The organism is Candidatus Erwinia haradaeae (assembly GCF_900698985.1).
Lineage (GTDB): Bacteria > Pseudomonadota > Gammaproteobacteria > Enterobacterales > Enterobacteriaceae > Erwinia_E > Erwinia_E haradaeae_B.
This window is the reverse complement of the sequence record NZ_LR217730.1, coordinates 563,622-579,630: the sequence shown is the minus strand read 5'-3', so window position 1 is coordinate 579,630 and position 16,009 is coordinate 563,622. Positions and strand designations below refer to the sequence as shown.

The 16,009-nt window shown below is 25.9% G+C and carries 8 protein-coding genes; 3 read left to right on the top strand and 5 right to left on the bottom strand.

Annotated elements, in window-relative coordinates:
* Positions 1-22 precede the first annotated feature (22 nt).
* From hemG to lnt, 3 genes are all read left to right on the top strand, one after another.
* Positions 23-547 (top strand): menaquinone-dependent protoporphyrinogen IX dehydrogenase, encoded by a 525-nt coding sequence (gene hemG / locus ERCIPSPA2889_RS01835; RefSeq protein ID WP_157989163.1) that lies wholly within the window; start codon positions 23-25, stop codon positions 545-547.
* 1,610 nt (positions 548-2,157) lie between these two features.
* Positions 2,158-2,637, top strand: a complete 480-nt coding sequence (ybeY, locus tag ERCIPSPA2889_RS01830; RefSeq protein ID WP_157989162.1) for an rRNA maturation RNase YbeY — start codon at positions 2,158-2,160, stop codon at positions 2,635-2,637.
* Between the two features lie 1,139 nt (positions 2,638-3,776).
* Complete coding sequence (gene lnt, locus ERCIPSPA2889_RS01825) at positions 3,777-5,309, top strand: apolipoprotein N-acyltransferase (RefSeq protein ID WP_157989161.1); 1,533 nt, start codon at positions 3,777-3,779, stop codon at positions 5,307-5,309.
* A 1,822-nt stretch (positions 5,310-7,131) separates the two neighbouring features.
* Here the strand turns inward: lnt and rlmKL are convergent.
* The 5 genes from rlmKL to accD all read right to left on the bottom strand — a co-directional run bounded on the left by rlmKL (position 7,132) and on the right by accD (position 15,734).
* Entirely contained in the window at positions 7,132-8,283 is a 1,152-nt protein-coding gene (rlmKL, locus tag ERCIPSPA2889_RS01820) for a bifunctional 23S rRNA (guanine(2069)-N(7))-methyltransferase RlmK/23S rRNA (guanine(2445)-N(2))-methyltransferase RlmL (protein WP_269472400.1), read from the bottom strand.
* Between the two features lie 868 nt (positions 8,284-9,151).
* Positions 9,152-10,093, bottom strand: a complete 942-nt coding sequence (gene coaA, locus ERCIPSPA2889_RS01815) for a type I pantothenate kinase (RefSeq protein WP_157989159.1) — start codon at positions 10,091-10,093, stop codon at positions 9,152-9,154.
* Positions 10,094-11,977: 1,884 nt separating this feature from the next.
* Entirely contained in the window at positions 11,978-12,622 is a 645-nt protein-coding gene (adk, locus tag ERCIPSPA2889_RS01810; protein ID WP_157989158.1) for an adenylate kinase, read from the bottom strand.
* Between the two features lie 889 nt (positions 12,623-13,511).
* Complete coding sequence (gene folC, locus ERCIPSPA2889_RS01805; RefSeq protein ID WP_232037610.1) at positions 13,512-14,753, bottom strand: bifunctional tetrahydrofolate synthase/dihydrofolate synthase; 1,242 nt, start codon at positions 14,751-14,753, stop codon at positions 13,512-13,514.
* Between the two features lie 81 nt (positions 14,754-14,834).
* Positions 14,835-15,734 (bottom strand): acetyl-CoA carboxylase, carboxyltransferase subunit beta, encoded by a 900-nt coding sequence (accD, locus tag ERCIPSPA2889_RS01800; RefSeq protein ID WP_157989157.1) that lies wholly within the window; start codon positions 15,732-15,734, stop codon positions 14,835-14,837.
* Positions 15,735-16,009 lie beyond the last annotated feature (275 nt).

Sequence of the window (16,009 nt, the reverse complement as noted above, 5' to 3'; positions counted from 1 at the left end):
TAAACAGTCAAAGTAAAATAAAATGAAAATTCTTATCTTATTTTCTAGTCGTCACGGTCAGACGAGAAAAATTTCATATTATATTTCTCGTATTTTAGAACAAAAAGTAGAGTGCTATACTCAAAATATAGAAAGTGTTCGTGATATTAATTGCTTGAAATATGATCGCATTCTGATTGGTGCGTCAGTTTACTACGGTCATTTTCACCCATTATTCGAACAATTTATAAAAAAAAATGTAAATGTATTAAATCAAGTTATTAGTGGTTTTTTTTCCGTAAATCTTGTTGCACGTAAACCAGAAAAATGCACACCAGAAACAAATCCATATACTCATAAATTCTTGTTACAATCGCTCTGGAAACCTGATTGTTGTGCGGTATTTTCTGGCGCATTGCGTTATTCTGATTATAACTTCTGGAACCGTTTTATGATCAAACTTATTATGCATATCACAAAAGGTGAGACTGATAGCAGCAAGCCATTGATAGAATATACTGATTGGACACAGGTAAGTTCTTTTGCTAATAAATTTTTAGACTTGTAAAAACTTTACAACAAAAACTTTTTCTAAATTTAAAAATATTTAAATATTAGTCTTTTATGTGACGTTTCTCAAAAGACTTTTTTAAGAATTGGTATGATATGCTTTAATTATTTATCATTAGATGTATATAAGAGCATACATTTTTTAAAAAAAAAGAGCAACAATCATTACTCTTAGATTATTTTGTGTTGCTTTTTAATATTATCTCCTTTTTTGAAACATACAGTCATAAAAGGTTATAGGTCTAATATTAGGGATGAAAATCTTTATTTTTTTATAGTTTTTTATTATAAATAGTGTAAAAATTGAATTTTTATTTAATATTTTTTTATTTATTAAATTTAAAAAGATAAAGTAATCTAATACTTAGTATTATATTAGATTTTTAATCTATAAAGATTTATAGCTAAATAGTAAAAATGATATGTATATATCACATCGATCTTAGGATCTAAAAAATTAAATATTCTTTTTATTATGTATGTTCGTAAATAATATTCAGATCGAATTCAGTATATTGATATAATCATCTATTAATGACAAGAGATATGAAAAGTAATATAAAAACGCATTAAAAAATTTAAATAAATTTAATTAATGTTAATTATTAATGAAAGAAACTCATGATTAATACTGTTACTATCCATGACTTGATTACATATCTGTGTATTATGTGGTATATCAACTTTTATAAAGAAAAGTTGGATCCTAGAATATAGTAAATTTTTAATTTTTACTAAGATTATTTAGTATACTAAATAGTCACTAATAATTTATATATACACACATTAGTATAATTATATCTATTTTATAAACTTATCAAATATAGAAATAACAAATTTTTATAATTTCTTAATAAGGTACAAAATTACATTAATATAATCTCATAACTATGAACTAATACATATAACAAATTATAATATAATGTAATTAATAGTGACTAAGAATATGAATAATATAAGCATAAAAAAAATATTAAAAAAAATTAAAGTGTCGTTAAAATATAGTGTCTACCTCAAATAATTGTCATGATAATAATAAATTTTATATGTTACTAATTTTACAATTAATAGCATTATCACAAACAGTACGTTTCTATAAAGAGCATATTTTTATTATTGCAGTTTCCTAATGATAAATAGTATATATTCATATGTATTGAATACATTTTATAGTTTAATCATAAGAAATGATAAAAACTAGTAACAATCTTCTAATTACTATATTTCTTGTAATTATTTTATTTATACTCAATACTAGTGCTGCACTAATCATCAGTTACTAAAAATATTAATTTAATAATATTAAACCAATGCGATTTATATAAATAATTGATCCTATGTTTAATTATTACATCTAACCATTATATATATTTATATTTCTAATAATAATTGTAAAAAAGTCCTAATAAATCACTTTCACTAAGGTTAATACATAAGCAATTTCTACATAAAGTCATAATCTAATTATTGTATGATATAAATACAAGACACGGATAACATAAAAACGTCTGTAGTGTGATACATATATAACTCTTTTAAGATATTATTTTTATATAGATAATAACTTGCAACTTATTTAAATATATTTATATATTTTTAGGAGAATTAATGAGTTTTATAATTTTAGATCTTCAGATTGCCTGTAGCATGCCACAGGGTTTACCGAAAAAATCTAATTTTTTAAGATGGGTATCGGCAGTGCTACCAAAATGTAATCAAAAAAAGGAGATTACTATTCGTCTAGTTGATGAAAAAGAGAGCCGTGCATTAAATTGGATGTTTTGTAAAAAAAATCAACCAACTAATATTCTTTCTTTTCCCTTTACAGCGCCTTCTTATATAAAAACACCTTTATTAGGTGATTTAGTAATTTGTCGTCAAATTGTCGAGCTAGAAGCGTTGTCACAGAATAAACCACTTGAAGCACATTGGGCACATATGACCATTCATGGAAGCTTGCATTTATTAGGTTATGATCATTCTTCTCAATATACCGCAGAAGAAATGGAAAAATTAGAGACTAAAATCATAATATTACTTGGCTATACAGATCCCTACATAGACAATATAGATCAATCTGTTTATTAACATAGTGATAAAAATGAAAAATTCTGATTATTATTCTACTAATCTAATTTTTTGATTTTATTTTGATAAATTAATTATTCTTTATAAATAAGATATTGCTATTATAATTCACTCAGTTAATAGTGCTAAAAATTATTTAAATATATATAATTTTTAATATTATATTAGTAACTAATAGGTAGATCATTGATGGGTAATTATGTATTACTGTTTTTATCTTATAAAATATTTTAAATAATGACTAATTTAATAAGTAATAATTTTTATTATTATAAATAACAATGCGTTAAACGTTTTAAATTAAATATATAAATCAATTATTCATTCCTTACTCCTAAAAGAAGCAAAAAGTATATATTTCAATTTAATTAATAAGACATTTTTAAAGAAATTTTTTATATTTTATAAATAAGTTATTTAGAATAAATATTCTAATTTTTTAAAAAAATACAATATTAATTATTATGTAAACATATATTTCGAAGTTATCACAAGATTCTCTAATACAAGTTATAGTATATAATTAATAGTTTAAATATTTATATATCTCACTAACAAAAATTAACGAATGACTAACTAATAAAAGCACTCTACGTTTTCTGCTTTAATTTAATGACAAATTTTAATATTAATATAAATAATAAAAACTAAAATATTTTAATAAATTTTATAATATTTATTATTCTTGATATTTTAAATTTTAAAAACATAAAGTCGATATACATAATTACAAATATTAATAAATATATCACATATTACATATACTATAATATAGCTATATACAAATGATAGTAAAAATCATTATACAAAAAAGATTTATTTTATTATATAAATTTAAATATTTAAAATCATATATCAATTCTATACATAACTGTTTTAATAATAGTTAAAAACTTATATGATAATTTCTTATTAATCATTATTATTTTATATAATTTAGTAAAATCTTTTATTAGCCATTATATTTATTTTGTTTAAAATATCCTATTTTATAAAAATTAATATTGAAACATCTTTTTGTGTATATCTAAAAACCAATTAAAATCACAATGACATTAAAAAAATAATAGTGAAGCAATTCACTGAACCTATTCACTAGATCAATATCATGATAAGCCAACATAATATATATTTCTCAAATGGAACCCTTAAGTAACTCTTATAATCAGTATTTACGTTTATGTGCAGCATTTTTTACAGGTGCTCTTGGTACGCTCAGTTTTTCTCCATATGACTTTTGGCAAGCTGCAATTGCATCACTATGTGGATTGCAGAGCTTAACACTGCATCGGACTATTCGTCAGGCTAGCGCAATTTCATTTATATGGGGCTTAGGTCTCTTTGGTAGCGGACTGCATTGGGTTTATATCAGTATTAACACTTTTTATGGAATTTCTTGTGTATTTAGCGTTTCTATTTTATTTTTACTATCTTCTTATTTAGCTTTATACCCTCTTTTATTTATTGTGCTACTAGACAAACTATGTAGCACAAAGTTATTTCTTCGCCTTATAATAGTGGCCCCAATAATTTGGCAGATTACTGAATTTTTTCGTAGTTGGGTTTTAACTGGCTTTCCATGGTTACAATTTGGCTACAGTCAGATCAATGGTCCACTCAAAAGTCTAGCTCCACTAATGGGAGTGGAATCAATAACTTTTTTCTTGATGATGATTTCTGGATTAATTGTGTATGCAATTTTTAAAAATCGTTTTATTGTTTTAGCCTTAATTCCATTAATATTTGTTATTACTTCGATATTAGGTAAAATAACCTGGTACTTACCAATACAGAAGCGTATGGTTAATGTTGCTTTAGTTCAAGGAAATATCTCTCCATCAGTGATTTGGTCTCCTGATCAGATAGAAAATATTCTCTCAACTTATATACGACTCAGTAAGCCCTATGTTGGAAAAGTATCAATTATTATCTGGCCTGAATCCGCTCTACCAGATTTTGAATCTAATCAGCAATTTTTTTTGCAATCTAGTGATAAAAGTCTACGAATGTCTGGAACTACTTTAGTCACTGGAATTATAGATTCTCGTTTTGAGAAAAACAGGTATTCTACTTATAATACAATCATTGTAGTAGGTGACAATACTCCTTATCACTACTGGAGTACAAATCGTTATCAAAAAAACCATTTAGTACCTTTTGGTGAATACCTTCCTTTAAAAATTATTTTACGATTTTTTATACCGTTTTTTGATTTTTCGCCCTCTGAGTTTAATCAAGGTAGATATATTCAACCTCAGTTACAAGTAGCAGGTTACCATATTACCCCAGCTCTATGCTATGAAGTAATATTAGGACAAAAAATGCGCGACAATATGCACACAGATACTGATTTTTTACTAACTATATCAAACGATGCATGGTTTGGGAGTTCGACTTGCCCATGGCAACATCTACAAATGGCACAAATGCGTGCGCTAGAACTAGGAAGACCCCTATTGTATGCTACAAATAATGGCGTAACAGCTATTATTAATGCTAACGGTAAAATTTCTAATATAATTCCACAATTTGAATCAAAGGTTTTAATGGCACAGACAACACCAACTTCTGGATTAACACCTTATGCACGATTTGGACACTTTTGGGTATGGGGTTTTACATTATTATTTTCTCTTATTTGGTTATTGTGTGTTTTTTGCATATCTAAATGATTAAATGATGCAATTAATATTTTTAAAAATTCTAAAATTCATAGTTAAAACTATCTTCTGTATGTATCCCTAATGAAATATAAATTTTATTATTAAGATGTATACTCATTAAATAATAAATTTAGTATAGATATACTATTTGATGAGTAGAATTATTTCACTATACATGCACAGATTATTATAGGTATAAGATACCAAACAAACGAATACAATATAAAAATATTATTTCTATATAACCTGGTTGATAATATAAAAAAATTATCACAATCTTATTTTATATTACAAGATTGTTGTTATATCTTAATGAGTATATAGTTAGTCCTTTATATTATATTTTTATAATTAAAGAGAAATAGCGTTTTAATCTAGAATTGGTGAATTTTTAGAATAGAGTAGACTATCCCTATAAGATTGATGTAATTATTTAAAAGTGGCATTATATGAATCATTTTGTCAATAAATATATTATCTCATTATACCGACATGAATAGTTCTGAATAACTCCCTTCTCATCTCACAATCTAGGAATTCTAATAGACTACTTAGATTGTGAGATGAGAAAGAAAAATGGATGTCATTATATTTGCAATTACCATTACCAATAGCAATATTTGAATGACCTAGAAAAAACATGCAGAGTATTTGTTTCGTTTGACACTATAAAATAGTGCTATCCAATAGCATCTAACTAAAAATCGATTGCGATAGTTTTTTACAGGAATATTTTAAAATTTAACGAATGAAATATAATTTCGTGATACTTATTTTATTTTATAATAATTAATAGTGTTTTGTAAAAATATCAATAAATAATGAATATTATTTGATAATGTATAATACATTACTTTTTAACTTTCTGGATTAAAAACATGTTATATCTTCTTTGGTGTCATTGTATTATTTGAGATCACATCTCATGATGTCTTTAGTATCAAGAATCTCAAGCATATCAAGCTAATAAAAAATCTATAAAAAAATAATATCATTATTTATTCTAATAATTTATAATTATTAATAAAATTATATATGTCACCAAAAAAAATAGTTATTCTATAAATAGAAGCTGTATTAGTTTATTAGTTATAAACTATGTATATTGTGATTTATGTATATCCTAATATCACATGAAATCAATTCTTCGTAATTTTATTAAAATACCATCTTTGCATAAAATAACACAGATTTTAAATAAACATTTCAGCGCTATTAAGGATATATAGATCATAATATTTTTTTAGTATCACATAAGATATATTAATGATATACTTAAAAATAAGCTATTGATGTGATGGTAATTAATAATTAAGATATATTTTTTTATTTAAATTTATCACTCTTTAAAAGAATTCAAAATCCAAAATACGTTATAATGTTTAATATTTTATAAAATTTAATTGTATATATTGCAATAATAGTTACTTTTTTATAAAAATAATTTTTGATGATTATAATAATCTGAAATTATCTAAATATTAATAAAATGATCATCTTTAACGCAGATCAACAATAAATATATTTTTCTAAAAACTATAGTGTTTAATTTCTTCTTACCCTAAAAGTATAAAAAATTTTTTCAAAATGCATGATTTTGTACAACAATACTTATTAATGAAAATACGTCTATATATAACTTATTAGCTTTCTAAGATATCTATTATAAAATATCTCTATAGTGTATACTTTGTAGTATACAGAAATAATAATATAGTTTAAAATTATTTTATTATTTATTCTTTTTTATGTTAAAAATTACCATAAAACTAATGTCATTTATGATGATTGATTATCTTTAAATATAGTTACCTGTAAATAATTAATATTATTAATTATAAATGCTTGAACCTTTATTAGAATGAGTAATAATCCAAGATTTTATTACAGAGTGAGCGTGAGTGAAATCTTTAGGTTGGGTTTTAGCAGTGATCTCGGTGGCCATCATCCCTATAGATTCTAAGCCAGATAAGTGTATTTTAAAACCATGTTTATTATTAGAAAATAATATTTTCCCATGTATGCGTAATAAGCATTTTAAATACCAAAGTAATTCCAGATGATCGCGTTGTATATCAAAACTTCTGCTCATTTTTTTTGAATTAGAAAAGGTAGGAGGATTAATAAAAATTATATCGAACTTGTCTTTAGCATGACGAAGCCAGCGAAAGCAGTTAGCTCTAAAAAAGTGATGTCTATTTCCAGAGAGGCCATTAAGGCACATATTCCGTTTGGCCCATGAAAGATACGTGCGAGACATATCAATACTTGTTGTGCTCAAGGCGCCCCCTAACCCAGCATGTACACTAGCGCTACCAGTATATGCGAATAAATTTAGAAAATCTTTTCCCTTACTCAGATGACCTAGCATTGTCCGTATAATACGATGATCTAAAAAAAGTCCAGTATCAATATAATCAGTTAAATTAACTAGTAATCTTGCATTAAATTCAGTCACTACAAGATAATTGTCATTCTGGTTTAGTTTTTGATACTGCTGATCCTTTCCTTTTTGTTTAATTCGAGTTTTTAATACTACTCTATCTACTGGTTGTTTAAGTACCTCTAAGGTAGTAAAGATAATATTTAGAAAACGCTGAAGCGTTTTGCATGTATTAATAGTTATCGGTGATGCGTACTCATGAATCACAATCCAATCACCATAACGATCAACAGCAATTTTGTAATCTGGTAAGTCTCGATCATAAATGCGATAACATTCAATACCCTGTAGTTCCGCCCATTTATCTAGTTTTTTAATATTTTTTCGTAAACGATTAGCGTAATCTATAGCATATTTATTAACACATATGTCTGTTTTCTGATCTATTATTTGATTACATGTCTGAATGTACTCCTGTATGCCATGAATATCTTTAAGTTGATTGTTTATCTGTTGTGTATAAGATGGAAATTCCTGCGTTATAGAATCTAATAAAGATATATTATAAGCTTCATTATGAATCTTCATCGTGCACCTCAAGTAATAGTAATAGATAAATACTTCTTTTTACCGGAACCATTCTTTAAGAGTGGCATTAGATGTATTATTTATTAATAAAATTTACTAAACAGACAAAATCTTCAGTTAATGATGGTTAATCTATTTTCAATATTTAATACTGAACAAAATAATAATTATTTTATAAAAAGAGTATATTATTATAAAAAATCTATATTATTATTATAATAATAAATTTTTTTATTTTTTTATATAACCCTTTCACTGACATATATTAGTTAAAAAAACATGTATAATATAAAAATATTCTCAGTCTTATTAACAGAATCTTATGTAGCTATATTAATAACATTGATATATTTTAGTTTAAAAAACTCCAGGAACTATAAGCTCTCTTATTGAAAAATCAGTCTGATTTTTAAAATCATATATAATTTTTATAATTTGAAGGTTAACGAATATAAATAGATAAACACTCTAAATATTAAGTGACGCACCCTTCGTTAACTAGTGACTGTAATTGAAATTAATTGTTACTCTAAAGAACCAATATATTGCATCAAACCATCAGATACTAATCTTGATATATATTATTTAAAAAATAAGATTATTTATTAATCATTAACCTTAATGATGATAATGTAGATTATATTCACTTATTATTAACCGTATAATATACTACACAGCATTTACTTAGTAATATTTAGCTAAGATAGAAATTTATATATACAGTAAACACGAATATATCTCATTATTAGTTAATATTCTAAAATTATTTTTATGTTATTTTATCTTAATTAAGATAACATACTTTATATATTATACTTAAAAATAGATTTTTGATCTCGACTCTCTTAGAAAATATCTACCAACATATAAGTTAATCTTCTTAGTTTTGTTCTTTTTTTAATCTTACTAAAGAGATGGCATGATTATAAGTTTTTGTCATAATTAAATTAGCATATTTTCGTGTCGGTAAAATATTTTCTCGTAAATTTCTATAGTTAATTTCATTCCAGATATGACTAGAAATTAACATAGCTTCCTGAGAGGATAATTTTGCATAATCATGAAAGTAAGAGGATGGATTAATATAAGAGTTTTCACAAAACTTAAGAAAACGACTAGTATACCAGTTTTTAAGTAGCTCATTTGGCGCATCAATATAAATTGAAAAATCTACAAAATCTGATATAAAAATCTTTTCATGATTGGAAGAATAATCCTTGTCACGTTGTAAAATATTTAAACCTTCTAATATAAGAATATCCGGGTATCGGACAGTTTTATAATAGGATGGAACAATATCATATATAAAATGAGAATACACTGGCGCTTGAACCTGTGAAACACCTGATTTTAAATCTGCAACAAATTTTACTAAACGATTTATATCATAAGAAGAGGGAAAACCTTTTTCTTGCATTAACCCGCGTTCAGTTAAAATAGAATTCGGGTATAAAAATCCATCAGTTGCAATCAATTCAACATATTGATACATCGGCCAACGACTTAATAGTACTTGCAATATACGTGCTGTAGTACTCTTTCCTACTGAAATGCCGCCAGCGATGCCAATAATATAAGGCACTTTTTTACTACTCGTTCCAAAGAATTTTTTGAGCACCATTTCACGTTTTAAATTAGAAGTTATATAGCAATGTATTAACCGAGCAAGTGGTAAATAAATCTCTATTACCTCTTGCATTGAAAGGTTTGCATTTACTTTTTTTAAACGAATGAGCTCGTTATTTTCAAGGGTTCCTGGAACTTCATCAGGTAATCCCGCCCATTGGGTGCGATTAAAGTACCAATAAGGTATGGTTCGCATAGAATTTTTGTTCTCATGTGTGCTACTAGTAGAAATTTAAACAATTTTACCCAATAGCTTAGCAACTGAGCACCAGTCCTAATGGCTATTAATTATATTATATTAAATAACCTTATAAAATAATAATGATAAATTATTCAGAATACAGAATAAAATTTTTTTTAAAAAAAAATACGATTACTACGATTTCTTAGATAACTTTATATTTATTTAAAATAAATAAATTTTTTTATAAAAACATAATATATATAAATTTTAATTTTAACATACATGAATTGTGTCACTAATAAAACATCAAACTAAAAAAATAAGATTATATTATGTAACTATCAATAAAATTGATAAAAATATATTTTATTTTATATCAACTAATACAAACAATAAATGCACATCTATCGTGACTTTTAAAATTTCTATGATTGATCAATATTTTTTGCTACCAAAATCCAATAACTATCATATAAATTTTGCATATACCATATATAGAATATTTCTAATTTATTTTAATGCATAATTTAAGTCATTAGATTATATTTATACTGTTGTAACTCTTAAGAGATACCCATTTTACTTGCAGAAGTAACAAAATATATTTATATTAAAAATAAATGAACGTCTTAATAAAGCTAATGAAAATACAAATAATTAGCATTAAAATGATTTTATATATTATAAAGCATTTTCTTTTTTTTCTTTCTTTAAAACAAAACGATGACAGTAAAAACTGATAAAATTATCTATTATGTAATGTACCTTTATTGACTTTCCTACAGTATAGCATTTAAAATAAATAATTTTGTTCTAAAAAAAATAAAAAATAAAAATTTTATTTTTTATTTAACATATAATAATTATGTATTGTAATTAATACAATCGATCATCATTGAAAATTTTTATATAAAATAATTCAATATTTATTGAAATATATTAAAGAGTATTATTACTCGATAAAAATTTATGTCAATCATAAAATATATTCCATTATTAAATATTTTTATTATTATATTTAAATATACAGATATTTTTATAAAAAACATCAATTATCAATAATAGTCCATCTATACATAAAAATGTATGACTAATATCTGATATATTAGCTATATATAATATTCATTATAACTTGTAATTATAATCTTTCATTATGAAACTGATAGTAATGCAACCTTAGTATTAACCCTATCTTAAAAAATAATCAATAATAGATCACTATTCTTATATATCTTATGTTAATTAAAACTTACCTCCTACTCTATGATATGCCCTATGAGGGTACATAAAAATCAAGGTAAATGAAATATTCAATGAAAAACATAAGTGATTTATGATAATTAAGTGAGATGTATAATTATACGTGATACTATTTCTATTTCATAATCAAAGAAAATATAAATAACTAAGTGTCTATTATATATAATGGTAGAAATAGTTTAATAATACTATCTACATACTTGTTGTTAACCATAAAATAATAATCGTGCTTAATTATTTAAATGCTCACTTAATAAATTTACTAGATTAGGATTTTATTCAAGTTAGAGACATACTCATACTTGATAAGTAATATAAAATGGTATGATTAATTTATATTTTTTAATAAAAAACTTTATCAATTAACTTATATAGGAAATGATATAAGTTACTGTAAAAAAATAATAAACAATACTATTGTATATAGTATATATATTAAAATAATTATAAATAATATATTTTAATTGTTCTATCAAAAAATAATAAAACTTGATTATAAAATATAATCAGTAAAAATAAATTATTTATAAGTTAAAATAAATATTTTAGAAAAATTTATATTTTTAAATACAATGATGATATTAGATAATAATAAAAATAATACAAAAAATTGCTGGATTATTTTACTTGAATGGGTTAACCAAGAAGATTTGAAATTATTTTTTTGAGTATAGTCATGTGAAGTGTACCATCCAGTTGATGATATTTCGTATTATTCATTAAAGTTTCTGCAGCATAGTACTTTATCAAAGGCGCCGTTCTTTTATGATATTCAGTTAATCGTTGGTACACTGTTTCCTTGTGATCATCGTTTCGCATAACTAATGGCTCACCAGTGATATCATCTTGCCCTGGAGTTTTTGGCGGATAAAATTGTGTATGATAAATTCGACCTGATCTTTCATGTATCTGACGACCGGAAAGTCTTGCAATAATTAATTTATCTGGCACTTGAAATTCTAAAATATGATCAACTTTAATATCTAATACTTTCATAGCATGCGCTTGAAAAATAGTACGAGGAAAACCATCTAATAAAAAACCTGTATAACAATCTGCTTGAGATAGGCGTCTCTTTACTAAGGAAATAACAATTTCTTCAGTAACCAGCTTTCCGGCGTCCATAATTTTCTTAATCTGATTTCCAAGCTTTGAGTTACATTTTACAGCAGTACGCAATATCTCACCCGTAGAGATAGTTGGAATACTGTATTGATCTGCAATAAAATTAGCCTGAGTTCCCTTGCCTGATCCAGGTGGCCCAAGTAAAATAATACGCATTTTAATACTCTCCTTATGAATGAGTATATGAATCTTTTATTACAATACATTAAAAATATACTATCTCAAGTATCATAACCAAAAATAAAGGATTCTGAAATAATTTATTTTAGTGGATACTACCAAGATAGCTTACAATATTAATAACCTGAACTAATTATATATTATAATAGTATATTGGATATAAATAATTATTTACTGATAGTTCTTCTTGTTATTTATTTACTAAAAGTAATCAATTGCTACGGTTTTTTGTTTTAATAAAAATATTTAACAAATATGAATGTAATGTAAAAATAAAATTTTATGTTTTAAATCAAAGATGCAGTAAATTTTCATTCTACCAAGAACTTAATATAGTATATATATAAAATAAATCCTTTATTGTTTTTATATGCCATAAAATCAATATCTGATACTTTGATTAAATGATTAGATAATAAAATATACGTGACTGAATATATACATAACTGAAAATTAAGTTATGCTTTTTATCTTTAACATTGTTACAATCTATATTACAGTAATAAATGTCAATATTATATTTTACTCTAATACATTATCGTGTCTAAATTTTTTTAGAAAAAATTTATTTTATACATATTATATTTAATTTTACATAGCACTTGAATTCATAATTCACATTAATTGCTATTATTTATTCAGACGGGATACTTATTATCAAGCACTTAATTGGATATGACAGAATTACAAGTTTTTTAATTTATCATTATAAGATTTTGAACTAGAAAATTCACACAATAAGTAAATATGATATGAGATAATATAATGTATTTATTTTAATACTGATAATATAAAAATTACTCATTATTAACGCTTTAATGTGATACGTTACGTATATATTTGATTTTTATTTTATTCAAAATATTTAGTTATATGTAGTAAGACGGGCAGTCATTACCTCGGAGACAGTATAGAAAGATCCAAAAACAATGATAATATCTCGTGTATTAGCTTTGTTTAATGCATAACACCATGCACTAGAGACTGATTTAAAGCAGATTGCTTTTTTAAGATAGGACATAATGTGAGAAGCACTACTTCCGTATGGTTGTATTAGCGATGCGCAATACCAGTAATCTACCTGTGATACCAAACAATTCAAAGTATTAGAAATGTCTTTATCTTGGCGCATACCTACTATTGCATGCACTTTTGCATGTTGTTTTATTTTTTTAATTTGCTTAGATAAATAATGTGCTGCATGAGGATTATGCGCTACATCAAAAATAACCCGAGGGGACTCAGATACTATTTGAAATCGACCTGGAAGAGCAGCTTGGTATAAAACATTACAAATAATCGCATCATGAACTTTTATTGGTGATATACGTAACGCTGCAATAGCAGTGGCAGCATTATCTATAGGTATTTTTGGTAACGGAATACATCTAATTTTACCATTCATATCTTCAAATGCCCAACTATTATCGGTGACACTATAAGACCAATCACGATTTATTTGGTGTAGCTCGGCTCCTGTATATTGCGCTACCATTTGAATGGAATTAGGCATATCTGGCTCACCAACTACCGCCGGCTTACCAGTGCGAAATATACCGGCTTTCTCTCGACCAATGCTTTCACGATCTGACCCTAACCATGTCGTATGATCTAGTGCAATACTTGTAATGATAGCTATATCTGTATCAATAATATTTGTAGCATCTAATCGACCACCAAGACCAACCTCTAGGATAACAATATCTAATTTTGCTTCTCTAAATAACCAAAGAGCAGACAGCGTTCCAAACTCAAAATAAGTTAATGAAATATTTTTACGTCCCATTTCAACTACTGAAAATGATGTAATCAGTTCTTCTTCTGTTACTTCCTTCCCACAAATGCGTATGCGTTCAACATGATGCATTAGATGCGGAGAATTATAGACTCCTACCTGATAACCTGAGGCTAATAAAATCAGTTCTATAGCTCGACAAGTAGTACCTTTTCCATTAGTACCAGCAACAGTAAATATAATAGAAGCAGGAGTAAGAAGATTTAGAGCAATAGCAACATTTCTAACGCGTTCAAGCCCTAGATCAATTTGCTGAGTATGTAAGCTCTGAATATAATGTAACCATTCATTCAATTTTAATTTAGTTTTCAAAAAGTATCCATTGATATTTTTGTAAATTTAATAATTTCATTATCTTCATAATATTACATAGATTTTGCACTGTCAGATGCATTACTTCATTCTTTCAGCCACACTAGTATTCTTACTCTCAGCCTCTGGTGCTGGAAGATGCATCATCTTCGCAAGAATACACGCTAATTTAAAGCGCATTATTGGGCGACGCAATATCATATCAATTGCACCTTTCTCAAGTAAAAACTCGCTTCTTTGAAATCCAGATGGTAATGTCTCACGAAGTGTCTGTTCAATAACACGAGGACCTGCAAAACCAATTAATGCTTTTGGTTCAGCAATATTAAGATCTCCAAGCATTGCCAGACTAGCGGATACTCCACCCATGGTCGGATCCGTTAAAACTGAAATATATGGTAGACCATTCTCTTGTAATTTTGCAAGAGCTGCGCTAGTTTTAGCCATCTGCATAAGAGATATGAGCGCCTCCTGCATTCTGGCTCCACCAGAGGCGGAAAAACAAATCATAGGACAATGATCTTTTATAGCTTGCTCTACTCCACGCACAAAACGTTCACCAACCACAGAACCCATCGATCCACCCATAAATAAAAACTCAAACGCTACGGCAATAACTGGTATACTGTGTATAGTGCCCTTCATGAGTATTAATGCATCCTTTTCTCTAGTGGCTTTCTGAGCAGAGATCAGGCGATCTTTATATTTTTTAGAATCTCTAAATTTTAGGATATCTTTAGGTTCTAGCTCTATCGCTAGCTCACATAATGAACCTGGATCTAATAGACTATGTAGACGATCTCGAGCACGCATGCGCATATGATAATCGCATTTTGGACAAACATTAAGATTACGTTCCAATTCAGCACGATACAAAACCTGACTACAGCTATGACATTTTGTCCATACTCCTTCGGGGATATGCGCTTTACGCGACGGGGTGAGTCTCCTTGTAGAAAAAATTCGCTCAATCCAGCTCATAAATGACCTGTTACTTTTTATATGATTTTTTCTGAATAAAATCTATCTATATAAATAGAATTTATCGTATGTAGTTAAAAATGAATAATTATAACATAACATAACATACAATATCATATTATGATTTAGATGAATATCTACCTGAATTAATTTAATGAAGTTATAGATACTTGTATTAATTAGTATTCTAAATACTAAGACTTTCACAAATCATTATTCAAATAATATATTTTTGTAAAACTATAAAACAAATTAAATAAAAAAACCTTAATTCT